This is a genomic window from Terriglobales bacterium (assembly GCA_035487355.1).
In the GTDB taxonomy this organism is placed as follows: domain Bacteria; phylum Acidobacteriota; class Terriglobia; order Terriglobales; family Acidobacteriaceae; genus QIAW01.
Map to the genome: position 1 here is coordinate 1 of DATHMF010000065.1, position 25,711 is coordinate 25,711.

Annotated in this window: 22 protein-coding genes; 9 read left to right on the forward strand and 13 right to left on the reverse strand. The window is 54.9% G+C overall.

From position 1 onward, the window contains the following. From VK738_12155 to VK738_12165, 3 genes are all read left to right on the forward strand, one after another. Positions 1-1,230, forward strand: a 1,230-nt coding sequence (locus tag VK738_12155; protein ID HTD23402.1) for a GAF domain-containing protein, incomplete at its 5' end; no start/stop codon positions are given. Between the two features lie 72 nt (positions 1,231-1,302). Continuing rightward, positions 1,303-3,516: a transglycosylase SLT domain-containing protein gene (locus VK738_12160; protein HTD23403.1), complete on the forward strand. Its 2,214-nt coding sequence runs from the start codon at positions 1,303-1,305 to the stop codon at positions 3,514-3,516. Between the two features lie 154 nt (positions 3,517-3,670). Continuing rightward, complete coding sequence (locus VK738_12165) at positions 3,671-5,305, forward strand: hypothetical protein (protein ID HTD23404.1); 1,635 nt, start codon at positions 3,671-3,673, stop codon at positions 5,303-5,305. Between the two features lie 60 nt (positions 5,306-5,365). Here the strand turns inward: VK738_12165 and VK738_12170 are convergent, their stop codons facing one another. From VK738_12170 to VK738_12210, 9 genes are all read right to left on the reverse strand, one after another. Next, positions 5,366-5,785: a DUF420 domain-containing protein gene (locus VK738_12170; GenBank protein ID HTD23405.1), complete on the reverse strand. Its 420-nt coding sequence runs from the start codon at positions 5,783-5,785 to the stop codon at positions 5,366-5,368. Positions 5,786-5,866: 81 nt separating this feature from the next. Next, the gene (gene cyoE / locus VK738_12175) at positions 5,867-6,823 is read right to left on the reverse strand and encodes a heme o synthase (protein ID HTD23406.1); all 957 of its coding nucleotides are present in this window, start codon (positions 6,821-6,823) and stop codon (positions 5,867-5,869) included. Further along, complete coding sequence (locus VK738_12180; GenBank protein HTD23407.1) at positions 6,820-7,656, reverse strand: COX15/CtaA family protein; 837 nt, start codon at positions 7,654-7,656, stop codon at positions 6,820-6,822. The genes cyoE and VK738_12180 overlap by 4 nt, the downstream gene beginning before the upstream one ends. A gap of 221 nt (positions 7,657-7,877) precedes the next feature. Then, positions 7,878-8,669: a carboxypeptidase regulatory-like domain-containing protein gene (locus tag VK738_12185; GenBank protein HTD23408.1), complete on the reverse strand. Its 792-nt coding sequence runs from the start codon at positions 8,667-8,669 to the stop codon at positions 7,878-7,880. A gap of 24 nt (positions 8,670-8,693) precedes the next feature. Next, entirely contained in the window at positions 8,694-9,692 is a 999-nt protein-coding gene (locus tag VK738_12190) for an isocitrate dehydrogenase (NAD(+)) (GenBank protein ID HTD23409.1), read from the reverse strand. Between the two features lie 49 nt (positions 9,693-9,741). Beyond that, positions 9,742-10,251, reverse strand: coding sequence for a transcriptional regulator NrdR (gene nrdR / locus VK738_12195; protein ID HTD23410.1), 510 nt, complete (start codon positions 10,249-10,251; stop codon positions 9,742-9,744). A 53-nt stretch (positions 10,252-10,304) separates the two neighbouring features. Then, positions 10,305-11,342, reverse strand: a complete 1,038-nt coding sequence (locus tag VK738_12200; GenBank protein ID HTD23411.1) for a lysylphosphatidylglycerol synthase transmembrane domain-containing protein — start codon at positions 11,340-11,342, stop codon at positions 10,305-10,307. Between the two features lie 23 nt (positions 11,343-11,365). Further along, a complete protein-coding gene (locus VK738_12205) occupies positions 11,366-12,142 on the reverse strand; it encodes a lytic transglycosylase domain-containing protein (protein HTD23412.1) in 777 nt (258 codons plus the stop codon). Then, on the reverse strand, positions 12,139-12,975 hold the full coding sequence (locus VK738_12210; GenBank protein ID HTD23413.1) for a Cof-type HAD-IIB family hydrolase: 837 nt from the start codon (positions 12,973-12,975) through the stop codon (positions 12,139-12,141). The genes VK738_12205 and VK738_12210 overlap by 4 nt, the downstream gene beginning before the upstream one ends. Before the next feature lie 91 nt (positions 12,976-13,066). Here VK738_12210 and VK738_12215 point away from each other — a divergent pair, with 91 nt between their 5' ends. Both VK738_12215 and VK738_12220 read left to right on the forward strand, forming a co-directional pair. After that, positions 13,067-13,789 carry a tetratricopeptide repeat protein gene (locus tag VK738_12215; GenBank protein HTD23414.1) on the forward strand — a complete coding sequence of 241 codons (723 nt, stop codon included), beginning with the start codon at positions 13,067-13,069 and terminating at the stop codon, positions 13,787-13,789. Between the two features lie 60 nt (positions 13,790-13,849). Continuing rightward, complete coding sequence (locus VK738_12220) at positions 13,850-15,067, forward strand: threonine synthase (protein ID HTD23415.1); 1,218 nt, start codon at positions 13,850-13,852, stop codon at positions 15,065-15,067. A gap of 804 nt (positions 15,068-15,871) precedes the next feature. Here the strand turns inward: VK738_12220 and VK738_12225 are convergent. Genes VK738_12225 through VK738_12235 form a run of 3 tightly spaced genes read right to left on the reverse strand, consistent with a single transcriptional unit; the run spans position 15,872 to position 18,021 of the window. Beyond that, entirely contained in the window at positions 15,872-16,918 is a 1,047-nt protein-coding gene (locus VK738_12225) for a M28 family peptidase (protein HTD23416.1), read from the reverse strand. Further along, entirely contained in the window at positions 16,905-17,714 is an 810-nt protein-coding gene (gene tatC / locus VK738_12230; GenBank protein ID HTD23417.1) for a twin-arginine translocase subunit TatC, read from the reverse strand. The genes VK738_12225 and tatC overlap by 14 nt, the downstream gene beginning before the upstream one ends. Then, positions 17,707-18,021 carry a twin-arginine translocase TatA/TatE family subunit gene (locus VK738_12235; GenBank protein HTD23418.1) on the reverse strand — a complete coding sequence of 105 codons (315 nt, stop codon included), beginning with the start codon at positions 18,019-18,021 and terminating at the stop codon, positions 17,707-17,709. The genes tatC and VK738_12235 overlap by 8 nt, the downstream gene beginning before the upstream one ends. A gap of 573 nt (positions 18,022-18,594) precedes the next feature. Between VK738_12235 and VK738_12240 the strand changes: the two genes are divergently transcribed. Continuing rightward, complete coding sequence (locus tag VK738_12240) at positions 18,595-20,106, forward strand: S41 family peptidase (GenBank protein ID HTD23419.1); 1,512 nt, start codon at positions 18,595-18,597, stop codon at positions 20,104-20,106. A gap of 96 nt (positions 20,107-20,202) precedes the next feature. On the opposite strand, the gene VK738_12245 is transcribed toward VK738_12240, so the two are convergent. Beyond that, the gene (locus VK738_12245) at positions 20,203-21,279 is read right to left on the reverse strand and encodes an alpha/beta fold hydrolase (protein ID HTD23420.1); all 1,077 of its coding nucleotides are present in this window, start codon (positions 21,277-21,279) and stop codon (positions 20,203-20,205) included. A 161-nt stretch (positions 21,280-21,440) separates the two neighbouring features. On the opposite strand from VK738_12245, the gene VK738_12250 reads away from it, so the two are divergent. The 3 genes from VK738_12250 (at position 21,441) to VK738_12260 (ending at position 25,530) form a co-directional block, all read left to right on the forward strand. Beyond that, the gene (locus VK738_12250; protein ID HTD23421.1) at positions 21,441-22,088 is read left to right on the forward strand and encodes a nuclear transport factor 2 family protein; all 648 of its coding nucleotides are present in this window, start codon (positions 21,441-21,443) and stop codon (positions 22,086-22,088) included. 325 nt (positions 22,089-22,413) lie between these two features. Continuing rightward, positions 22,414-25,002 carry a protein kinase gene (locus VK738_12255; GenBank protein HTD23422.1) on the forward strand — a complete coding sequence of 863 codons (2,589 nt, stop codon included), beginning with the start codon at positions 22,414-22,416 and terminating at the stop codon, positions 25,000-25,002. 48 nt (positions 25,003-25,050) lie between these two features. After that, complete coding sequence (locus tag VK738_12260) at positions 25,051-25,530, forward strand: DinB family protein (protein HTD23423.1); 480 nt, start codon at positions 25,051-25,053, stop codon at positions 25,528-25,530. Positions 25,531-25,711 lie beyond the last annotated feature (181 nt).

Sequence of the window (25,711 nt, forward strand, 5' to 3'; positions counted from 1 at the left end):
GTCGCCGAAAAGGCAGATAACCGTGTCGCTGAGCTGCGCAAAGATGTCCATCGCATTGTGCTGGATGTAGCCAACAAGCGGGCGGGTGAGCTGCGTAAAAACGTCGAAAGTGTAGTGAGCGAGACCACCGACAAACGCGTGAGCGAGCTGCGCAAAGACCTGGAAAAAGTGGTAAGCGAAGTGGCCGAGCGCCGCGTCTCCAGCATTCGCCAGGACGTGGAGAACGTCGTCACCGAAGCGGGCGAACACCGCGTCCAGGAGTTGCGCAAAGACATTATCAATCACGTGACCGCTGAGCTCGATTCAGTAATACTGGGCAGGGGCTCGGAGGCGCCAGTTTCTGCATTGCTGGATAACGCCATTTCCAAGATTCAGGAATCCACCTCGCAGACCGATATTCTGCGTTCTCTGCTCGATGGCGCTGCCCACTTCAGCAGCCGCGTGGCCCTGTTGGTGGTCAAAAACGACAGCGCCGTGGGATGGCAGGCGCGTGGTTTTGACGACAACAACGGCATCAAGAAAGTGACAGTTGATATCAACAGCGGGCTCTCTGGAAAAGCCATGCAGGAAAAAAGTCTGGTGACCGGTCCCGCCGCCGAATTCGAAAGCAAGTTCGCTTCCCAGTTGGGTGCGCCCAAAGGCAATTCCGCCGTGCTGCCCCTTGTGGTGCGGGAAAAAGTTCCGGCGCTGGTCTATGCCGATGCCGGCACCCGCAACGACGGCGAATCCGATACTGCCGCTTTGCAGTTGCTGGTACGCACCGCCGCAATTTGGCTGGAGACGCTGACGCTGCGCAAGGCTTCAGGTATTCCGGTTGTCTCCCCCACAGAGCCGGAAGAGGTCACTGCAGTTCCTCCTCCGACGGGGCAGACACCGGCGCCCGGCATTCCTACACCGGCTCCCATTGCGGTCTCTGATCTTGCTCCCAAGGCATCTGCGGCAGCGGTTGAGGTCTCCGCCCAGGATGAGGAAATCCATAAGAAGGCCCGGCGCTTCGCCAAGCTGCTGGTCGATGAAATCAAACTCTACAACCAGGCCAAAGTGAACGAGGGCCGGCAGAATAAAGATTTGTACAGCCGTCTAAGAGAAGATATCGAAAAGAGTCGCGCCAGTTATGACAAACGTTACGGTAACACCGTGGCGGCGCAAGCCGACTACTTTACCGAGGAAGTCGTCAAAGTATTGGCGGACAACGACGCGGCCCTTATGGGCAACGGATTTAAGGGCTAATAATTAAGTTGTCTGGATGATTAGAAACTGAACTAAGCGGCGGGTTTCCCATTAAGAGTTAAGTTGTTCCCCATGGTTCTACGTAAGTTGTTGGCCCTCGTTCTCGCCGTCGCACTCATCGCCACCGGCTCTCCTGCCTTTGCTGCCGGCAAAAGAAAGTCCACACGGAATAGAAGCGCGGCAATTGCTGCTCGAGTGCAGCGCATGTCGCGGGCCTTTGTTGCTTCGGCAGATTTGCGTCCGATGGCCGAGCAGCTTTTGGAAAACCGTACTCCCGCGGCTTATGCCGGAGTACAAAAGTTTGCCGAAGCCCACAATAACGAAGATGCAGGCGCGCTGGCCTGGCTGGTCATCGGCTACGCCCACCTGCTGGATAACCAATACGCCAATGCTACTCCTGCCTTGAAGAAGGCGCAGCCCCATGCCGGAGAGCTGCGCGACTACGTGGATTACTTCCTGGCAATGTCTCAAGGGATGGGTGGAGACTCTCAGGATGTGCTGGTTACACTGCATCAATTTGAAACTAATTATCCCGGTTCGCTATTTATCCGGGATGCTGCTGTGCTCGAAGGCAATGCTCTGGTGGCCACCGGCCAACCGAAGGCGGCGATTGATTTGCTGGAAGCCCACCGCTCGCCCATACGTGCCGATATCGAACTGGCGCTGGGTCGTGCTCAAATGCACGCCGAAGATTATGCCCAGGCTACAGAGAGCTTTCGTCATGTTTATTATCAGATGCCCATTGCGCCTGAGGCCACGGATGCTTATACCGAACTGCAAAGACTGGGGCCGCGTCGGCTGCCGCCGCCCAGCTTCGCCGACCGCAAGAAGAGGGCTGAGCTACTGGCCGAGAATCGGCGTGCGGCCGAGGCTGCTGCTGAGTACAAAGATCTGATCGAAAATGCACCCGCCGCTGAGGTGTATGCGCTCAAAGTTGCTTTGGGCGGGGCGCTATGGAAGGCCGGACGCAGCGGGGAAGCGCGCGATCTTCTACAAAAGCTGCCCGACACCGATGACGAACGCAATGCCCAGCGACTCTACTATCTCGTGGAGATTTCCCGGTCTGACAGCAAGCGCCTGGGTGATCTTATTACGCACCTTCGTGAGAGTGCTCCACAGAGTCCGTGGTTGCAAGAAGCCCTGCTGGCTGTGGCCAACCAGTATCTGCTGCAGAAAGACTATGCCAGCTCAGCGCGTTTCTTTGAGGAGCTGGCTTCACGTTTTCCTGCCGGAAAGTACGCCTCTTTTGCCAACTGGAAGGCAGCCTGGCTGCAACTGCGGCAGGGAGATGTGGAAAGCGCCAAGCTCGCCTTTGAACGGCACATTGCGCTGTATCCCGCCTCGCAGGAGGCCAGTGCCGCGCTTTACTGGCGCGGGCGGCTGGCGGAAGAGGAAAAAAATCTTCCTCTCGCGCGCGCGTACTACTTGAAGGTCTCGCAGCGTTACTGCAATGCTTATTACGCCGAACTCTCACGCGAGCGGCTGCGCGATCTTGGGCTCTCCAGTGATATTGCCGACGAACCGCTGCTGCAAAAGGTTCCCCCGGTGCAACTCCCCGGGCATTTTTCCCTGACCGCTCCGGCTGACAACCTGCGTGTGCAAAAGAGCCTGCTGCTGGGGAATTGCGGCATGGTGGATTTTGCCATCCGCGAGCTGCAGGCTGGGATAGATCCAGGTGACAACTGGGCCACAGCCCAGATGATCAAACTTTATACCGACGACGGACACTATGATCGCGCCTTGCAGACTTTGAAGCACGCCGTTCCCGGATACTACTCGTTTCAGCTTGCCGACCTGCCCCGCCCTTTCTGGGAAGGACTGTTCCCGCGCCCATATTGGGAAAATTTAAAGCGCTACTCGGCCGACAATCAGCTCGATCCTTTTCTGGTGGCTTCTCTCATTCGCCAGGAGTCGGAGTTCAATCCTTTGGCCCTCTCTCGTGCCAATGCCATGGGATTGATGCAGATTCTGCCGGGCGTGGGGCAACAGCTCGCGAAATCAGAAAAGATTAAAGGATTCAACAGCTCTATGTTGTTCGATCCGAACACCAATATCCAGCTTGGGACGCGCTACTTCAAGGACTTGCTCAAGAGGTACGACGGCCACGTTGAATACGCGCTGGCCGCCTACAATGCCGGCCCGGATCGCGTGGAGGATTGGCGCAAGAGCAACTACCGCGATATCCATGAATTTGTGGAATCCATTCCTTTTACCGAGACCCGCGAATACGTGGAAGCTATCGTGCGCAACCAAGCCGTGTATCAGCGCCTTTATCAGAACCCGTAGAACGGGCACAAACGAATCATGGGCTTCACTTTTGTGGTAGACCTTTATTGAGCGCTGGAATCCCGCGGGTATATAGTGTGGGGTTGTTGGGTGCTAAACAGAAATTACGGTCGAGATGATCCCCACCAGAAGTTCGCCACGCTGGAGCTGAGCCATGACCTTCACTCGCTTTTGCCTTTACATCATCGCGGTATTTAGCACATCGGCGGTTTCTTTGGCGCAAGCCCCTGCGAATGCCACGTCAACTGCACATGATCACCACTTCGGTACAGTGCATTTTCCGGTCAGTTGCAGCCCGGCTGCGCAGGCGCAGTTTGATACTGCGGTCAGCATGCTGCATTCGTTTTTCTATCCGGAGACGATCCAAGCGTTTACCAAGGTGACGGAGATTGACCCCACCTGCGCCATGGCGTATTGGGGTATCGCTCTGAGCCAGCGCCCCAATCCTCTTGTCGGACCGTTTGCCCCGGAAGCCCTGCAGCGTGGCTTCGAAGCCATCCAGAAGGGCAAGTTGCTCAATCCGAAGACGCAACATGAACGCGACTGGCTCGATGCCGCGGAGCCGTTCTTCAAAGACGCCGCCAAGCTGGACCAGAAGACGCGCACGAAGGCTTACGAAAAAGCCATGGAGCAGCTTTACTTGCGCTATCCGGATGACAACGAGGCTGCAGTGTTTTATGCACTGGCTTTAAATGAAAGCGCAGATCTTGCCGACAAGAGTCATGCGAATCAACTTAAGGCCGCAGCCATCCTGGAAAAGGTGAAAGTCCATCAGCCGAACCATCCCGGTGTCATCCACTACCTGATTCACAGCTACGATTACGCGGGACTTGCAGACCGTGCACTTTCCGCTGCTGATCAATACGCAGCTATCGCGCCTGACGCGCCGCATGCATTGCACATGCCCTCGCACACGTACACAATTCTGGGTATGTGGGAAAAATCCATTGAATCGAACAAGGCTGCGCTGGCCGCCGCCAAGGAGTATGCCGCCCAACACAATCCTCCTGGCACCGCCGATGCCGGCCAGCCACACTTCCTCGATTTCATGGAGTACGACTATCTTCAGCTTGGGCAGGATAAGCAGGCCAAAGCTCTGGTAGAAGAAGCCGCTTCTCTGAACAAATTTTCCGCGATGCGGCCCACTGTGGTCTTCGGGCTTGCGGCGGTTCCCGCACGTTACGTGCTGGAACGCGGCGCCTGGGCGGAAGCGATGCAACTGCAACCGCGCGAAAGCCAGTACGCGTACACGCAAGCGATCACGTATTTCGCCCGCGCCATGGGTGCTGCCAAGACCGGAAATGCAAAACAAGCTCGGGAGGATATCGAGAAACTCCGCGCCGCACAGCAGGCCGATCTTGCCAAAACCGATCAGGCATACTGGGCGGGGCAGAGCACTATCCTGCTCCAGGCTGCGTCTGCCTGGCTGGCCCGCGCCGAAGGCAATGATAGCGAAGCCGTGAAATTGATGCGTTCCGCCGCCGATCTGGAAGACTCCAGCGACAAACACGTCGCCATGGAGAACCGGTTGTTTCCGATGCGCGAGTTGTTGGGCTACATGTTGCTCGAACTGAAGCAACCGAAGGCAGCCCTGAATGAATTTGAAAGTTCGCTGAAGGTGAATCCAAACCGCCTTCGCGGCTTATACGGCGCAGCCAAGGCTTCAGAAATGCTTGGCGACCGCGAGACGGCACGGCAATGGTGCGAGAAGCTCAGTACTCTGACTCGTGCCGCCGATTCTGGCAGACCTGAACTTCAAGAAGCCAAAATGTTACTGAGCAAACAATGAAGTAAGACAATGCGGTACAATCGCGGTTTCTCTGTCGCCTGAATTCTGTCAGCCCCTTGATTAAGCGAACCAACGGTAAACCATGAAATAAATCACCACCCCGGTCACAGAAACATAAAGCCAGATGGGATACGTCCAGCGGGCGATAGCCTTGTGCCGTGAAAATGACTTGCGCAAGCCAAGCACCAGAGTCCAGGGAACCAGGACGAGCAGTGAGACTGCCAGGATTGTGTGTGAGGTAAGAATGGTGAAATAGACCAGGCGTATCCAGCCAGTGCCACGAAAGCGAATAACCCCGGCGTGGGCATGGTAATAGAGGTAACAACTCAAAAATATCGTAGAAGAAAAAAATGCAGCGATCATGCAGGCGCGGTGTGCCGCTATTTTGCCGCGCTGAATCAACGAATGCCCCACCAGGAGCAGAGCGCCGCTAAGGCCGTTCAACGTCGCATTCACGACAGGAAAGATTTCGTAGGTCATTGCGAGTCACCCTCAATGGCATTGCGTAAGGCGGAGAGCACAGTTGCCTGCGAGAGTACGGATGGGGTCGCCGGGTTCATGCTAGGAGTGGAGAGCGGCGGTAATCATCATCAGGGCAAACAACAGCGGCAGGTAAATCACCGATGCCTGCAACAGTTGTCGCGCCGGCTTCTTTGATTCAGGGGCTGAAGGAGGTAGCTTTAAACGCCACAGCCGCAGGCCAACCCAGAAAAAAGCGATAGAGAGCACGATGGCACCTGCAAAATAAATGCTTCCCGTCATGCCCAGAATCACAGGCGCAATGCTCACCGGGATCAGAGAAACGGAATACAGCAGGATTTCGCGGGTCGTCGAGCGCCCGTCTTTTTGTACAACCGGCAGCATACGGATGCCGCCGCTTTCGTAGTCTTCCGCGTACATCCAGGCAATGGCCAGGAAGTGCGGGAACTGCCACAGCAGCACAATGGCGAAGAGCGCCAGCCCTTCCCATTCCAGCGCGCCGCGTGCGGCGGTCCATCCCAGCAACGGCGGCATGGCTCCGGGAAATGCGCCGATAAATGTACATATGCTGGTGATCTGTTTGAGCGGAGTGTAAAAGAGCAAATAAGCGGCAGCGGTAGCGAAAGCCAGATATCCCGTCAGTATGTTGGTAGTGAGCCCAAGATAGATTGAGCCCCCGGCCAGCAGCGCGAATCCGAACAGTTCAGCATGCAAAGTTTCCATGCGGCCTGAAGGCAGGGGACGCCGCTCAGTACGCCGCATACGTGCGTCGGTCTCTCGCTCCATCACCTGATTCAACGTGGCTGCACCGCCGGCAACAATCCCGATGCCCAGCAGCGTGTGCAGCAGAGTCCAGGAGAATGATGAGGCCCCCGATTTCATCGCTCCCATGAAGTATCCGCACCACGCGGTTGCCACCACCAAACTGGTGACACGCAGCTTCATAAGCTCGGCGTAATTTGAGAGCAGGGAACTCTTGCCGGCAATTGCCTGCGTGGCGGCTTCCTGCGTGGCAATAGGCTGACTTGTTGCGCTCATGCCGCGGCCTCTTTGTGGGAAATCGTGGCTTCCGTTGCCGACGCGGGGAAGTACCTGCGCGTGCGAGCTGTCAAAACAAAAGTTGAGGCCAACAGCAACGCGCCCACTCCCACATGTGCCACCGTCGTTGCGATCATACCGGGCAGGGGTTGGGGGGCATCTGCATCTTTGATTCGTGTGTAGTATGCCGCCAAGCCCAGGGCGATTTGCAGCATAAGCAGGCCATGCACCAGGCGAGCCGGAGTTTTGAGTTGCGCGATGGTTCGACCTTCGATCATGCCGCGTACCGAGGTCCAGATCAGGATTCCGGTTACAACAACCGCATTCAAGATATGCGGCAAGATGGACATCCCTGAGTGGCGAAAAGCTCCGCCAAAAAACAGTTGCAGATAGAGTGCAAGCAGCGACAGCAAGGTCAGAGTTGAAAGGCTGATGCGGCCAGGATCGATTGTGGGTGCAGTTGTGTCTTCAATCCAACTCCGGCTGGTGAACAATGCCATCAGCACCACCAGGCAGAAAAATGTTTGCGCGACGGCCGCGTGAGCGGTGGAAACATACCAGGGCAGAAACATCTTGACTGTAATTCCACCCAGAATGCCTTGCACAATCACCAGCACCAGCGCCGTCCAGCCCAGCTTACGCATCCAGGAGCGCTTTTCGATGAATTGAACGAGTACGGCTGCAAAGATGGTCAGCAGCCCAACGAATTCAGCCAGCATGCGGTGGCTGTGTTCATACTTGATGCCTCCCACCATGGGCGGAATTTTGAAGAGGTGTCCAAAAGAAGTTGGCCAATCCGGAACAGCGAGCCCTGCCTGGTTGCTGGTGACCAAAGCCCCGGCAATCAGTAAAAGAAAAGTAACACTGGCTAAAAAGACCAGAAAACGATGAAGTCCGCGATTATAAAGTGCTGCCGAAGACAGAAAAAACTCCTCAGGTGGAACTGATTATTGTAACAAAGCGCTTCCCTGCGATTGAAGCATGTGGGCAAGGGCGCCCCGCGGCTCGCTGGGGCAGGCCCACACGACAGCCGGCGAGGACACCGGCCTTACTTTTATTGCTTAAATGCAAAGTTGGCAGCTTGGTTTTGTTTGGCCGCGACCGTGACCTTCATCTCCTGGGTTCCCAGCTTTTCGTGCACGGCAGCAATTGTGTATGTGCCCGGAGGCAGCCCTTGAATGCTGAAGTTGCCGTTGCCGTCGCTGACCGCAAAAAACGGGTTGCTGACCACGTTCACATACATCTTCATCCACGGATGCTGGTTGCAGGTGATGGGCAGCAGCAGTTCTGGGTTTGCGAATGTCCGCTCCTTGGGCTCGCTCTTGGGCATCTGGCTCTCATTCCACTGCGGATTATTTTGTGGAACTGGATGCACGTTGTGCATGGTGTTGTCGCTGTTGAGAATTTTCAAAGTTTGTCCCGCGACCAGGCCGAGCACGTGCGGAGTATAGCGGCATCCTACCTGATCGAGGATTGCCGGTTGCGTGGGCTTGGGAACGGCATAACCTTCAAGCCCCTCTTTCACATAGACGAATACGTTTTCCAGCTTGTCCTTATTGACGATTACGGCCTCGGCCAGATTGGGACCTTTGGCGGCCAGCGCGCAGCCTGCGTCCATGCCCATATCAATGGTGGCGCGCGGCGGCGGAGTGCCGGTGAAAGTTATGGTTCCTGAAATACTCCCTGTTGTCGACGCATCTATTGGCGTGCCTGTCGACGCTTGAGCGGGCGCGGAACGGCTCTGGTCATTGGGAGGAGCAGAGTTTTGATTGCATCCCGCGAAAAAAATGAACAAAAGAGAAAGAAGACAGATAAAAAGTAATTTTTGAAAACGTTGACTATTCATAAGACCGTAATCAAACCTGCAATCTTAAGACATCGCTGCAATCACCGCGTCGGCAAACTCACTGGTCGAGGCGGTTCCGCCCATATCGCGGGTGAGCTTCTCTTTGTTCTGGTACACATGCTCCAGCGCGGCCTGGACCTTTTCGGCGGCGTCGGTCTCTCGAATATGGCGAAGCATCAGAACGGCTGATTGCAGCAGCGCAGTGGGGTTAGCAATGTTCTTGCCGGCGATGTCTAGCGCTGAACCATGCACGGCTTCGAAGATGGCGCACTCATGTCCTAAGTTGGCCCCCGGAACCAGCCCCAGTCCGCCGACAAAAGCGGCGCACAGGTCAGAGACGATGTCTCCATAAAGATTTTCCAGCAGCAGCACGTCATACTGGTAAGGATTCATCACCAGTTGCATGCAGGTGTTATCCACAATGTGCTCGCCGTATGTAATCTCCGGATATTCTTTGGCTACGTTACGGGCGCAGCGCAGAAAAAGACCGTCGCTCAGCTTCATGATGTTGGCTTTGTGAATGGCAAAGATTTTCTTACGCTTTTCGCGGCGGGCGTAGTCAAAGGCAAACCGCGCAATGCGCGTTGAAGCCTTTTCCGTAATGATCTTGAGTGATTCCACCACGCCGGGCACGACCTCGTGTTCAATTCCCGAGTACAGACCTTCGGTATTCTCGCGGACAATAATCAAATCCACCCCCGGGTAGCGCGTTGGCACGCCAGGCAGATTGCGGATTGGCCGGAAGTTACAGAACAGCTCAAACTTCTTGCGTAACGCGACGTTGATGCTTGGGAATCCTTCGCCCACGGGTGTTGTTACCGGCCCTTTGAGTCCCACGCGATTGCGTTCGATGGAAGCCAGCAATTCCTGGGGAAGGTATTCCTTGTATTTCTCGTAGGCACCGGCGCCAGCGGCATAGCTTTCCCACTGGAATTTAACGCCCGTGGCCTCCAGAATGCGGACCACCGCGTTGGTTACCTCGGGACCGATTCCGTCGCCGGGAATGAGAGTAATTGTATGCATGATTAGAATTTGCAATTAATAGTGATCAACAAAGCCTGTCTCAAAAACTTTATGCCTTTGCCCCCGGTTTTGTCTTGACCGGTAAGGGGGCGGGGACGGAGGTTTCCTTGGTTTTGAGCAGATCTTTGAGTTCGTCCATGAATTCTTTTACATCTTTAAAGTCTGAATACACAGAAGCAAAGCGCACATAGGCCACCTTGTCGTGTTTCTTCAGGCGATTCATGATCAGCTCGCCCACCTCGCTGGTTTTGCGTTCGCGCTCCTGGGAGTCAATCACAAAAGCCTCAGCCTCGTTCACAATCTGCTCCAGCTTGCCCATGGAAATAGGGCGCTTCTCGCAGGCGCGCAGAAGGCCGTTCAAAACTTTCTGCCGGTCGAACTTTTCACGGCGTCCATCTTTCTTGATCACCATGTAGGGGATTTCATCAATGCGCTCGTAAGTGGTGAAGCGCTTCTCACACTTGAGGCACTCGCGGCGGCGGCGGATAGACTCGCCTTCCTTGCTCTCGCGCGAGTCCACAACCTTGTCATTTATAAATCCACAGAATGGGCATTTCATGGTGAGGGAAACGAAGTTTTATTGTAAATCATAGAGTGTGGAATGCTGGCCCATCAGTGCACCAGGCTCTCCTCTGTCTGCTGGCTTTCCTTCGTGAGCTGGCTGAAGGAAACTTTCTCGAGATGAGCGTAAATCAATCCCATTGGAATAACCGACATGAATGTTGACAGCCAAAGTAGGATGCCGCAGTTTACAGCCATTTCAGCGGGGATCTGAAAAAAATACGTCAATGCAGCAATAGTCATGAACTGCGAGCCGCCGCCGACCATCGGCAATTGCAGTACGCCCCCGGCTATGCTGAAGCCCATGAGTATGACCGCGTGCGTCCAGGTCAGGGCGTTGAGTGGTGCAGGATAAGCGTGCGTAATCAGCAGATACGAAAACGAAACCAGGATCCAGATGGTCAAAGAGAGAGCCGCGCTCGCAAAGAAGGAGGGTGCGTCATGAAGGGTGTGCAGTCCTTCCCCGAAGGCCACAACTCTGCTTGCCAGCCGCTCTCCGAGAGAAGGGAAGCGATGGAAGGCGCTTTTTATCCATTGAGCAATGAGCGCGTTGAAGCGGCGTACCAGGTACGCAACCAAGATGCCGCCCAGCACGAACACGACCAGCGCAATCCCAATTTTCGGCAATTGCTGGTAGTGTTCAAGATGCTTGACCGACCGGGAAGAAAACAACGCAAACGACGTCAGCACGGCTACAGCTCCCATGTCGAAGATGCGCTCCACGCTCCAAACCGCCATCTGGGAAGAGAAGCTCAGCTTCAATTTGCGGGCGACCAGGTAAGGACGTATTAACTCTCCCAGGCGTCCCAGCAGTGCCAGTCCGGTGAATCCGATGAACTGGGTGCCAATCAGGGTATGGGCCTCGACCTTGCACACCGGCCGCAGAAAAATCGCCCAGCGCCAGGCGCGCAGCGCATCGGCCAGGTAGATCATTGCGATGCCGGCCACCACCATGCCCCACCGGACCTGGTTTGTCTGCGCAACGAATTTGCCCCAGTCAAACTTTCGCCAATGTTGTACCTGTAAATAGACCAGGAACGCCAGGACGGCAGCGACCACGACCAGGAATAGAGCCTGTTTTTTCTTCATGTGAGGAAGAGGAATCTAAGCTCCTAATCTGGAGCGGCCTGTGCCTCCGCAGTCGTGGAGTGATCTGCGGTAGCGGCAGGATGACTGGTCTTCTCTTTTGCAGTGCGGCGCGTAGCAGGACGCGCGGCTGCAAACTGGGCCAGTTTCTTGCGATTGAAGTCCGATATTATGCGCGAAACATACGCATAGGTCTCATGGTAAGGGGGCACGCCTTTATATCTTTCCACACGCTCGGGACCGGCATTATAGGCGGCCAACGCCTTAACCAGATCGTTGTTAAATCGTGCCAGCATTTCATGAAGGTACTGCGTGCCACCATCCACGTTGGCGGCTGGATCCATAGAGTTGGCAACTCCCAGCTTGGAGGCAGTTGCCGGCATAAGCTGCATTAAACCCTGAGCCCCCTTGCGCGAGACCGCTTTGGGATTGAAGCCACTCTCGGCGCGGATCACACTCTGGATCAAATCCGGATCAACCCCGTGTTTCACGCCGGCTGCATTCGCGAAGTCCTGGATGCTCGTGCCCTGAGTCGCTATGCCTTGTGCGGGTGCCGGCTGCTGCTCGGCAGCCTGCGGCGGCGCTGAGTCATCGTGTTCAATGGAAGCAATCTGTTCGCTGGGTATATCAATGTAACCCGATTGTGGGCTGGCATCGAGGTAGAGACGGGTCATAGTACCCACGGTTTCACGGCGTTCGTGCCGAATGGAAAAGCCATTCTGCAAAACGGCGAGGTCGGCAGCAAACGCCGGCAAGGCCAGAAGCACGAAAACACTCGCAACGAATTTTCTCTGCAGCTTCAATTCAATATGGTCTCAACCACGGCGGCCACGCCGCATTGGTCATTGGATAGTGTAACCTGCCACCCGTTCTGCTTCAGCTCCGAGCACGCATTCTCCATGATAACGGCATGTCCGGCGAATTCAAGCATTTCCACATCATTATAGTTATCACCAATGGCCATGACCTGTTCGGGGGCCAATCCTTTGGATGCCGTCCAGCGCTTCAGGGCATGTCCTTTGGAGCAGTCGCGGTTGAGGACATCGAGAATGCACAGGTCGCGGGCATCGTATTGCGTCTTCAAAACCGTGGTTTGCGCCTGTATGGCAGGATCGGCAAGCATGGCCTCTGCCTGGCGCATCAGCACGATTGGTCCACAGAACATGGCTTGCACCGGGTCTGTGACCAGGGCGTCCTCAATCGGCTGGACGATTTGAATGTATTCCATGTTTTTCTCCAGCCAGAGACGGATGCTGCGCGTCATCTCTTGCAGCGCTTCCACCACGATTGCCCCCTTGGCGTCGACGTCAAATGTCAACACCAGTTGCCCGCGAAATGAATTCATGTGCGCGATCAGAGCACGCGCCGAGGCGGCGGGCAGCAAGTCGCGATGAAAAAGCTCACCCTGGGTGGAACGCGTTACCGCACCATTGGAGCTGATGACCCAGTGCTCGAATCCCAGCAGCGCTGCCACGGACATCGCATAGCGATGCCGGCGTCCGGTAACCAGCACAACCTCAACCCCCGACTCATGCGCGTGCCGTAAGGCCTGTAGATTAGCGGGTGGCATTTGGTGCTTGGAATCGAGAAGTGTGCCATCAATATCAATGGCAAGCAGCCTGATGTGTGGGTTCACTATGTCTCATTTTACACCTGCTCGAATCTGACAGCTTGGAGCTGAGAGCTTGGAGCTGGTCTTTTATGCTATATTCCCATGCGTTCCCCGCATGTCCTTCTTACCGCTTACTCTGATCCTGCAGGCTTTGGCCATCCTTCACTTCATCAAGCGAAGGCCCGATTTCTATTGGCTTTTCATCATCATCTTCCTGGGGCCCCTGGGTGCGGTGGTGTACCTGGCAGTTGAAGCCTTGCCCGATCTGCAACTCAACCATTCCTTCCAGTGGGTGCAGCGGCGCAAACGGCAGAAGCAGTTGGAAACCGCGGTTCTGGATAACCCTTCTGCCGGCAACTATGAGGAATTGGGCGAAATCTACAGCGAGCAGAAAGACTACGCTCGCGCCCGCGAGTGCTTTGATAAAGCCATCACCCCGCGCAGCAATATGCCCAGTCCGTTTTATGGGCGGGCGCAATGCGAATTGCAGTTGGGGGATTACCCTGCAGCCGTGGCGGATCTGGAGCGTGTACTCGCCTTCGACCGCAAATACGACTATTCCCGCGCACCCGGCCTGCTGGCCCACGCCTACGCGCAACTGGGAGAGAGGGAAAAAGCCGAACGCCTGTTTAATGAAGTGATCGAAGGCTCAACTCTCTCCGAGACGCAATACAACTATGCAACATTCCTGAAACAGCAAGGCAAGACCGGGGAAGCCAGAGAGATGGTCCGCAAAATCCTGAATAAGAAAGCCACGTTGCCCGGCTATTTGAAGCGCCGTGAGCGTCCCTGGTTTCGCCGCGCCGAAGCCTTACTCAAGCAGCTTCCGGCCTCTTGATGTCACGCGTTGTTCCGGCGTAATCACACAACTGCTTGTCCTTTGTGGTTAAATTTCTTCATGTCTAAAATCACTTTTTTCGAATGCTCAAAATGTGGTGAAAAGATACCGGCGGAAAAGCCCGCGACCGTGTGCCCAAAAGACGGCGGTGTGCTCTATGCCCGCTACGATCTGGCTGCGATCAAAAAGACCTTTACTCCTGCCGCTCTCGTCGGACGCAGATGCGACCTCTGGCGCTACGCTGAGGTCTTGCCTGACGCCGAGCCGGTGAGCCTCGGTGAAGGCTTAACCCCCATGATTCCAAGCCGGGAATACAAAAATGCTTATGTAAAAGATGAAGGACTAAACCCCACGGGCAGCTTCAAAGCCCGCGGTTTGTGCGTGGCCATTACCATGGCCAAGGCCTATGGCATCAAGAAGGTTGCGGTTCCATCCGCAGGTAATGCAGCCAGCGCGTTGGCAGCTTATGCGGCTGCTGCTGGCATCGAAGCCCACATCTTCATGCCCAAAGATGTCCCCCGCGCTAACCTGGTCGAGTGCCTGGCCTATGGCGCCAAGGTCACGCTCGTTGATGGACTCATCAGCGACTGCGCCCGCATCGTAGGCGAGCGCAAGCAGGCCGAAGGGTGGTTTGATATCTCGACCCTGAAAGAGCCCTTCCGCGTCGAAGGCAAAAAGACCATGGGATACGAAGTTGCCGAACAGCTCGGATGGAAGCTGCCTGATGCCATCATCTATCCGACCGGCGGGGGCGTGGGTCTGATTGGCATGTGGAAGGCCTTTGAAGAGATGGAATCGCTGGGCTGGATTGGAGCTAAACGGCCGAAGATGATTGTTGTGCAATCAAGCGGTTGTGCGCCTGTTTCTAAAGCATTCGATGAGCATAAGCACACAGCCGAGGCCTGGCCCCAGGCCCATACCCTGGCAGCCGGACTGCGTGTACCTAAGCCTTACGGCGACTACATCATTCTGGACATCCTGGAAAAGTCGAAGGGAACAGCGATCGCAGTCAGCGACGACGAGATTCTGGCCGCAGTCCAGCACTGGGCGCAAACCGAAGGCATCTTTGCTGCTCCGGAAGGGGCCGCTTCTTTGGTCGCCTATCAGAAATTGCGCGCCAGGAACTTCCTTATGGAAAATGACGTCACAGTGCTCTTTAATACTGGTTCTGGAATTAAGTATGTGGATGTCATTGCCGCTGTCCAGGAAGAGGCCCAGAAATCGGCTGCGCCGCAGCCCGCAGCCCGCAACATCGGCGGAATTATTGGGCCGTACTAGAGCTACGCTTTACTCTTTGGTAAATTCTCTGCTTCTGGGTTTCCACGTCAGGGCGCCTCACTTGCTGCAAGTGACCAGAACACTACGAAACACGCATGATCGCCTTGTATTTACTGGGGAAGGTCATTGTTATGGGCGGGCACTTGCTGGTGGTCCACGGTGTTTACTGGATAGATATCATCCGCGTATTGCTTTTGCGAAGTTTTCAAAGAACAGTTGGGGCTTTTATCCAAGGGCTCCGCAGCCAAAACAAGACTGCTGTGCCCTCGCGCTATGCTCGCGCTGTCCGGCGCTCGCTTCGCGCACAGCTTTTCACATAAGGGCTCCGCAGCCAAAACAAGGCTGCTACGCCCTCGCGCTACGCTCGCGCTATCCGGCGCTCGCTTCGCGCTCACCCGGGCACAAAGCCCGGCATCCTGGGATGCCAGATACACTTCCGGAAACGATGGTAATCCACGTTTCTTCAGAAAGAAAGGTTTTGATACCACAATAGGACCACCATTCAGGCTCAAGAGCTGCACCCTTTTTAAGGGTCACTGTATCCGCGGGCAGGCGCCGCCTTCTGCCTGTAAAGCCATGCCCTTCGGGAAAAACTCAGTCGTCCCCTGCGGGGACTTGGAATTGCTCAGCTACCCTTACCCGCCGTTGAAACGGCGGGCTATTTTCATCCGTCCCGCTGAACGCGGGACTGGTCTATAGCTTGTGCCAAATTGTTTTCCACAAAAGATTTTTCCGCAACCTGTGAAAGCTGTGTTCTTCCACGGTAGTGGATACGTAATTGTAGAAGCGCTATACGCTCAGGAGTTACTTCTCATCCAGCAGTCGCTTGGTTTCCAGCAAAACGTTTCCGGTAATCTCCAGGCTGCGTGGACTGAGTTTATCCAAGGTGTCTTGCGGAGTGTGCCAAAAGACGTTGTTGTAGCCGTAGCTGAAGTCAATCAAGTCGGCTACGGGCACGCCATTCTTGGCAAAGGGGATGTGGTCATCATCAATGCCGATGGTACGCGCAAAAAAATACGACTGCAGGCCGAGATTGGTGGAGGCTTGGAATACCAGGTCTTCCAGCCACGGGGTAGAGCTCTCATCCCGGTCAATATCGAGGTCTTTGTCGCCAATCATATCGGCCAGCAGGAAAGCTTTGATTTTCTTGTTGGTCCCATCCGCCTGCCATTTTTCTGCCAGATGACGGCTGCCGTAAACGCTGTCGGTGTCGGTCCATTCCTTGACCGCTTCTTCGCCGTCCAGACAAACCAGCCACACGCTGTAACCCGGCAGTTTGCCTTTGCTGTGAAGTTCATTGCCTAGCTCTAAAAGGAGTCCGGTACTGGAACCGCCATCGTTGGCTCCGACAAAATTCTTTAGGGGCAGGACGGTATCGTAATGGGAAGCGATTACAACCACGCCATCGCGGCTGCCGGGATATTCTGCGATGAAGTTCCGTATGGGAAAAGCTCCGGCAGGGGTCTGTGCCGTAAAAACGTCTTCTTGTACGTTGGCTGCAGTTTTCTTCAACTGCAATCGCAGATAAGCTTCCAGGCGGGCGTGTGCCGGGCTGCCGATAGGCCGCGGCCCCATGTTCACGATCTCGCGGGTATATTGCATGGCCCGCGCGGCGTTGATGCGGGGAGCGGCAACGTGTGCAACCGTGCTCGGAGGAGCTTGCATTTGCGCTATCGGCTTTTCTGGCGCAACATTCTGTGCGACGGTTTGCGGAGCAGCATCCTGTGGGGTGGAGGTAGATGTCTGTGGACTGGCAGTGCCGTCTTTCGGCGCGGAAGAAGATTGTGCGCAGGCACTGCATAACATCGCCACGCCCAGGCCCAAAGCCAACGCAAAGTTATTGAGTCTCATGTCTCTGCGCTCGCGCTTTTCGCTGCTTGGGATGCACCAGCCAGGCCACGCCAATGCTCAGGATATAGAGCACGACCATCGGCGCGGCAAAGATACACATATTCATGACATCGGACGTGGGCGTAAGTATGGCGGCAATAATAAAAATGACCAGGATGGCGTAGCGCAGGTTGCGCCACAGCCATCCCGGGCTCACGATTCCCATCAGTGACAGGAAAAAGACCAGGATAGGCATCTCAAAGACCAACCCCAATCCCAAAATAATGGTCAAGAACAAACTGCTGTACTCGGTGACGGTAATCATAGGCGTGAACTGCTTCCCAAAATCAATGAGAAAGTTAAGCGCCTGCGGAAAAGCCACCTTGTAGCCAAACAACCCACCGCACAGAAAGAGCGTAACCGTAGACAACATGAAGGGCAGAATGTAGCGCTTCTCGCGACGGTAGAGTCCAGGGGAGATGAACAGCCACACTTGATAGAGCACAAAGGGAGATGAGACAAAGATTCCCGCCACCAGCGCGACCTTCACGTAAAGGTTGAAAGCCTCGGTTGGGCTGGTGACCACCAGCCTCGGCTCCATATGGTTCTTTTCCAGCGCCTGCAGGATCGGTTTCTGCACGTAAGCGTAGATGGCGTCGTGGTAGCCCCAGCAAACGGAGAAGCCTGCTGCAACCCACCCCACCGCCCAGAGGATCCGGCGGCGCAGCTCTTCCAGGTGCTCAATCAGAGACATGGATTTCATATGCTCCATGCGGGAAGGAGCAGGAGCGGAATTCTCTTCCAAAATTTCAGGCATGAGTTTCCTGCGAGGCGCCGGCGCCGTTGACAGCCGGCTCTGAGCTGATCTCGCCGGTTGAGGTCACGGTGCCGGTAGGAGCCTGGGTAGGAGCTTGAATGGTATTGATGCTCTCTGCCGGCAGTATTTTACTTTTCTCTTCTTCTTCCAGGCGGCGGACTTCGTTTTCAATCTGGGAGGTGAATTCACTCTTGGCGCGCTTGAATTCAGCCATGGCTTTGCCGAGTTTCCGGCTGAGCTCGGGCAATTTGCGCGGACCCAGTAACAGCAAGGCCAGCACAAAGATGAAAAGAAGTTCGGATTCCATAAGATCTCTAAGGGTTAATAATATCAGTTACCAACCCCGAATCCATTCAAGTTATGTGCAGTCTAGGTGTTATTGTTGGCAATTCCGGGATTGGTGTATCCACGCGGCGCCGTGCTGAAAGTCATGCCCTGACACAGGCGCCAGTGGGGAAAGAAGTGCAGGAAGAGTTCAGGAGCTTGAGAGGAGAGCTTAAGAAATATGCCAGAATTTTCGGCACAAAAGGGATTCCTCCGCTCCGCGTTCGGAATGACACGAAACCGAATTTTTTCGGCAAGGTCTAAACTCTTGCCCTGATACAAAACATAAAGATTGTTGAGCAGCGCTGCCAAACTTGATGACACTTTCCCCAAAGGAGCGTCAAAAACAAGGGCAAACTCGCAAAAAATTGCAAAATTCCCATGGTATACTGGTTAAAATTCCCGGATTATCGGTAAATTTCTAAAGTTCCGGTAGTCGTACAGGAAATCAATGATGGCTGGTAGTTCTAGACGCTCTTTCCGCTCACTCTTCTTAATTTCACTGGTGGTTTTAACCTGCGGTTTTCTTGGGGTTGTTTTTGGCCAGAAGCTCGGCATGGACTCTGACTCGTCGAGCCCCGCAGACCTGAACGACAGTTTACGCAACTTCTCTCAGGTATACACTGTGGTGGAACAGAACTACGCTGACCAGGTAGATCCGGAGAAAGCCATTTATAACGGCGCCATTCCGGGAATGCTGAGGGTGCTCGACCCGCACTCCAATTTCTTTGATCCGAAATCCTACTCTTTGTTGCGCGAGGAGCAGCGCGGTAAATACTACGGCGTGGGCATGCAGGTTGGTCCGCGGAACAATAAAGTTATTGTGATTGCGCCCTTTGTGGGCACTCCCGCTTATCGCGCCGGCATACGGCCGGGCGATGTAATTATTGCGGTGGATGGCAAGCTGACCGACAACATGACCACCAGCGATGTCGCTGATTTGCTCAAAGGGCCCAAGGGGACGCAGGTCAAGATCACCGTTTTGCGTGAAGGCACCGACAAGCCGCTGGAGTTCAATGTCATCCGTGATGAAATTCCTCGCTACAGCGTAGACCTGCATTTCATCATTCGTCCTGGCATTGGCTACATGCACGTCTCCGGATTCCAGGAGACCACCGAGCGCGAAGTCAGCGACGCCCTCGACGAGTTCGGGGACATCAAAGGACTGATTTTAGATCTCCGGCAGAATCCCGGAGGATTGCTGAGCGAAGGGGTCGGCGTCGCCGACAAGTTCTTGCGCAAAGGACAAATCATTGTTTCCCATCATGGCCGCTCCTCACCCGAGAAAATTTATCGCGCCGCGCATGGTAACGGAGGCAAGGAATATCCGCTGGTGGTGCTGGTAAATCGCGGTACGGCTTCAGCGGCTGAGATTGTTTCGGGAGCAATTCAAGACCACGATCGTGGCCTGATTGTAGGTGAAACCACCTTCGGCAAGGGCCTGGTGCAGACGGTTTATCCGCTTTCGGAGAACACTGGATTGGCCCTGACCACTGCCAAGTATTACACGCCCAGCGGACGCCTGATCCAGCGCGACTACAACGGGGTTTCGCTCTACGACTACTACTACAATACCGATAAAGAAGGTAACGCGAACACCGCGAATAAGGAAGTGAAGCTCACCGATAGCGGACGCACAGTTTACGGCGGTGGCGGCATCACTCCCGACGTCAAGGTCGAGACTCCCAAGACAAACTCATTTCAGGACACATTGCTGCAGCACTACGCCTTCTTTAATTTCGCCAAGCATTACCTGATCAGCAAGCATATAACCCAGGATTTCCAGGTGGATGACAATGTCATGCAGGAGTTCCGCCGCTTCCTCGACGATCAGAAGATAACCTTCAGCGAGGCGGATATTGTGAATGCGCAGGAGTGGGTGAAGACGAACATTAAGAGTGAGCTGTTCATCTCCGAATTCGGCCAGCAGAAAGGGCTGCAGGTGCATGCCGAGGATGATCCTGAAGTGCTGAAGGCGCTGGATCTGTTGCCCAAAGCCAAAGAACTGGCGGAGAACGCCCGTAAAATTATTGCGGACCGCAACACTGCCCGCCCTGAAACGCAATAATTTGCTTTCGAGCTATTAGAACTAAGGCCCGCTACGGCGGGCCTTAGTTTTTTTGACGTTAGTTGTGTCTTTCGCGATTGACGCAAAAATGACTATTCACCGGTTCGAGAAGCGCCGGGATAGCCAAGATCCGAGCAAAAGGAAGTATGTGGGTGACTGCGGAGCGTCGTTGCGATTTGTATCAGCGTCCACTTGCATGGTCTCTTTCACGGGAAACATCAGTTCGTGGTTTGCGTCAGCAATAATCGCAATCTCAATGTTGTGTCGCTGACCGCTCAACGCCTTTAGCCGCTGCATGGACTGGGCGACGGGAACCCATGGATCAGAACCGCCATAGAGAAAGAGCAGCGGAACCTTAACCTTCAGAACAGCCGCCACCGGGTCATCATCCATCTTCCTGCGAATCGCCGGATCATTCGAGAGCTGAGACACTTTGGGCAAGTAAGTAAGATCAAACCAGGGTTTGGATTGTGCCTTGGTTAGAGCATCGATTGCTAACGCACGCGGGTTTGTGCCCCGTAGATAACCGGTCCACGCCTTTCGCGTATCAAGCATTTCTCGAACGTCGTCCTGCGAAAAACCACGAACCGTGAGCAAGTTGCTCGTCGCGAATTGCATCTGTTCATCGGCGGTGACGAGCGGCGCGGAGACGGAAATCGCAAAGGCTGCGTCCGGGCTGCGTCCCGCCGCCAGCACGGCGAGCCAACCACCCTGACTCAATCCCCAAAAACCGATCCTGGCCGGATCAATGCGGGAAAGCTTAGCCAATGCGTGCTGCCCGGCGATGGCGTCGTCGGCCAATGTTTCATAATCAACACCATGAAGGCTCCCGGAAGATTGACCACTGCCACGGCGATCGTAGATGAGCACCGCAAACCCCAGCGCAGGCAACCCTTCCCGCAGATGACGGTAAAGAGCTGATTCTCTGGTGGCTGCTCCTGCGTGGTGCAAGACTACAACAGCAGGCAGGTGATCTCCAATGCTCGGAAGATAGACTGTCCCGACTAGATCTGCACCAGCGTTGGCGAAGTGAATTTCTTGCGAAATAACTGTGGGAGTTCCTGCTACGTGCCAGGGATTTGGGATGTTCGCGGATGAATCGAAAGACGCTGCATCAGATAGGCCAACCGTCAACAGTATTGCCATCAACGCCATTCCCAATTTCATCGACATAACCCTTTCTGGTGCATCATTTCACAAGCTGAGTTCTTCAATCGCGAGATGTCCTGCAGTTTGGACGCTTTTTACGCCATATCGTCAACGTAGTTATCCAGGTGGTCGCTCGAGTATGAACTGCTCTAAAATAGAGTGAGATGCCAGGAAGGAATCCAACTATGCGGCTCATCACAGCCTTACTGATATTGACCTTGATGGCGAGCAGCTATGGTCAGCAACAGCCTTCGCCCCAAGAGGGCAAGCCGCGCCTGCCTATAGAGTGCGATCATGCTGCTCCTCCGCGTGGGATGCATTGGGTCTGCAATGATCCCAACAATTCCTGCAATTGCCGGCTGGAGAGCGATAACCCAGGCCATCCCGGATGGGAAGATGACGGTGGGCTGCCCGTTCATAAACCGGAACCGGCCGCCGCTGGAAAAATCTCCAGCGATGACTTCTACAAGATCATGAACACTATTGCTGAGGGCCGGAGCGAAGGCAATGCCGCCAAGGCTGCGGATATGTTTGCGGAAAATGCCATTTATTCCGATCTATTGCGTGCGCGAACTTACAAGGGGCAGGCCGCGATCAAGAAATTTTTCAGCAACAACAAAAGTTCGGTCAAACCCATGAAGATGCAGTGGCACCATCTTCTCTTCAATGAACAAGACCAGGTCGGAGCAGGAGAGTTTACGTTGGAGGGTTCCCGGCATTATCACGGCATGATGATTGTTAAAGTGGAGAAGGGCAAATTATCCAACTGGCGTGAATACGACTTTGCTTCCAATCAGAGCTGGGACAAATTCACCAGTGAAAATCACTTCTAAGGGGAAGGAACCTTAGCCGCTGGGTTCTGTTGACAGCCTCAGTAATAATCGGGTTTGGGGATGGGAATTTGAGCTGCAGCAGGCAGGATAGAGCAGCCTGAAAAAACCTAGGTCCCTCCACTCCGCCGCGAAGCGCGGCTCCGGTCGGGATGACAAAAATCGGATTAGGAACAGAGCGAGACATGCTTTGGATGAAAATTGTGTGGGCAGGATGCCCACACGACAGCCGGCGAGACGCCGGCGCTACGTCAAAACTGAACCACTACTAAGATTTTTACGTGGTTGACCCGCATAAACGCCAGACCGTAAGATTCCCTCACACGAAATGTATAACGCAGGTGAGCAAGTTGGTCCTTATACCGTAGTGCAAAAGCTGGGAGCGGGAGGCATGGGAGAGGTTTACCGTGCCCGTGATACCCGCCTGCAGCGCGATGTGGCATTGAAGGTCCTGCATCCTATATTCTCCAGCGATCCTGAGCGTTTGCAACGGTTTGAGCAAGAGGCCCTTGCCACCGGGAAGTTAAACCACCCTAACATCGTAGGTATCTATGACTTCGGCGAGTACGAAAGCTCGCCCTACATGGTTTCTGAACTGCTGGAAGGGCAGACTTTGCGGCAAGCGCTGACCAACGCGCGTCTGTCTCTGCGCAAGATCCTGCAATACACCTCGCAAATTGCCCGTGGCCTGGCGGCTGCTCACGCCCAGGGAATTGTTCACCGCGACCTGAAACCGGAAAACATCTTTGTTACCAAAGATGGCATCGTAAAAATTCTCGATTTTGGCATCGCGAAGCTGGCTCCGCCAGAGGCCAGGGTAGGGGAGACCCAGGCATACCAGAGCCCCACCACGCAGCCCGGTGCAGTCATGGGAACGCCCGGCTACATGTCGCCGGAGCAGATTCGTGGCCAGCATACGGATTTCCGCTCCGACATATTTGCCTTTGGGGCGATTCTGTATGAAATGATCGCCGGCAAGCCGGCTTTTCGGGGCGACACCCCAACCGATTTGATTGCGGCTATCCTGCGCGATGATCCTCCCGAGATCGCCGCCGGCTACTCAGTTGCTCCCAGCCTCGAAGCTATTATCCGGCACTGCCTTGAAAAAAATCCCGAGGAGCGGCTGCAGTCGGCGCGCGACATTGCTTTTACGCTACAGGATTTGTTGACCGCCATTCAGACGCAGCGACGCACGCCGGCGACGGTAACTCAATTTCTGCGCTGGCCGTGGCCTCTTTACACTCTTCTGCTCATAGCCGTAGCGATCTCGCTCGGGATCGCCTGGGATAGATATTCCATGCACACGCAGAATGGAGCGCAGCAACTGATAATCGCGCCGCAAGTGAACCGTCAGGCGCCGGATTTTCAGCAGGTGACATTTCGTCGGGGGGCCGTTCATACAGCCCGATTTTCTCCTGACGGAAATTCCATCATTTATGGCGCCGCCTTGAATGGGCAGCCGCTCACCCTTTTTACCTCGCGTGTAGGAGGGGCGGAAGAGCGTCCACTGGATTTTTCGCATGCCAATATTCTTGCTGTCTCCGCCAAAGAAAACATGCTCATTGTGTTTCCCGAAAGGAACAACACTTTGGCGCAGGTCCCCTTGTCGGGCGGGACACCGCATGAGATTGAACAGGGAATTAATTATGCCGACTGGACACCCGACGAGAGCGAGCTGGCGGTAGTCCGCGAGAAAGATGGAAGGAGCCAGCTTGAATCTCCCATCGGGCATGTGCTCTATTCCACGGCTGGGCGCATCACTCATCCGCGTTTTTCGCCCGATGGCAAGTTCATTGCTTTTCTCGATCATCCCAGCCTTCTCGATGACGGTGGAGCGGTCGTAATGGTTGATCGCGACGGCAACAAGAAAACTCTTTCCGAAGATTGGTCGAGCGTCGCAGGCCTTGCCTGGTCGCCTGCCGGAAGCGAAGTGTGGTTCACGGCGGCCAAAAGCGGCATGAACCGGCGTCTTTGGGCTGCGTCGCCCGCCGGGGAGTTGCGCCAGTTGCTGGCTACGCCCGATATTCTTACCTTACAGGATGTTTCCCACGATCAGGTTTTGCTGACGCAGGAAAATGCGCAGACGGAAGTCCTGGGGCTGCTGGCGGGGAACAAAAGCGAACGAGATTTTTCGTGGCTCAACTTCTCCTCGGTGGCCGATTTGGCCCAGGATGGCAAAAAAATATTGCTCACTGAAACCGGGCAGGCCGATGGCATTCACTCGGCAGTTTATCTGCGCAACTCCGATGGGTCGCCACCTGTGCGGTTAGGAGACGGCGAGGCCCTGGCCCTTTCCCCTGATGGTCAATGGGCGGTCGCCCGCCTGCGTGGTTCTTCCGATGAATTAACTCTATTGCCGGTTGATTTGGGGCGGCAAAAAGAGATTAAAAACGACAATATCGTCGCCTACCACGGGGCCAAATGGCTGCCCGACAGCCAACAGCTTGTTTTTGCGGGAAATCAGCCAGGGCACGGCATCCAGCTTTATCTTCAGTCCATAGAAGGCGGCAAGACGCAAGCCATCACGCCCGAGGGCATTGACGCGCGCGAGAGCAGCTTCGCTGTATCGCCCGATGGCAAGAGCGTGGCCGCCAAGTACGCGCCCGACCAGAAAATTTATATCTATTCGGTGGAAGGCGGAGAGCCACAGCCTGTCAACGGCGCCATAGCGGGCGACAACGTAGTTGGATGGAGCAGCATCGGCCGCGCGCTTTATCTGCAGAATGAAAAACGCCCGGATACGATTGACCGCCTGGAAATCGTGAGCGGACGCCGCAGACAGTTGAAAGTATTAAGCCCGCCCGCTGGGGGAACAGGTTCTATCGCTTCCGTGCTTCTTACTCCAGATGCAAGGTGGTATGTCTACAACTCCGCACAAACTCGCTCCAATCTTTTTGTGGTGAAAAATTTACAATAGAGGATGAAGAGACGTGAGTTTTTTTACAAGCTCGCATCTGAGGATTGAATGACATTTAATACTATTGCCGACGACCTGCGGCGCACCGTGAACGAAGCGCAGGGTTCATTGCAATCGCTCTCAGAGCAGGAAACATCCGCACACCGGCAACCGGGAAAGTGGTCGAAGAAAGAAATCCTGGGCCACCTGATTGATTCCGCGACCAATAACCATCAGCGCTTCGTGCGTGCGGCGCTCCATGGCCCATTGATCTTCCCCGGCTATGAACAGGATGCGCTCGCCAAACTCCAGCGCTGCAATGATGTCGAGTGGGCGCTGCTGGTGCAGCTGTGGGAGAGCTATAACTTATATCTGGCGCATGTCATGGCAGGTTTGCCGGAATCTGTTGCCAATGTTCCTTGCACGATTGGCAACAATCCGACGGCTACCTTGGGATTTATTGCTGAAGATTACGTTGCCCACCTCAAGCATCACTTGAACCAGATTATCGGACAACGATTTGCGACGGCGTACGGAGTGAAGAAATAGGTTCTTTAACCGCGGAGGCGCAGAGAAAATTTTGACATTCTCTTCACCAGAGAACTAACGCGGTTTCTTTCAATTTTCAAGAGAATCCCTTGAATCTCCGTGGGCGAACAAAACATTTTCGGGGTCCTTCGGCTCGGGTACGCCGTAGCTTAGGATGACAGAATGGAAAGGCGATGAAAAG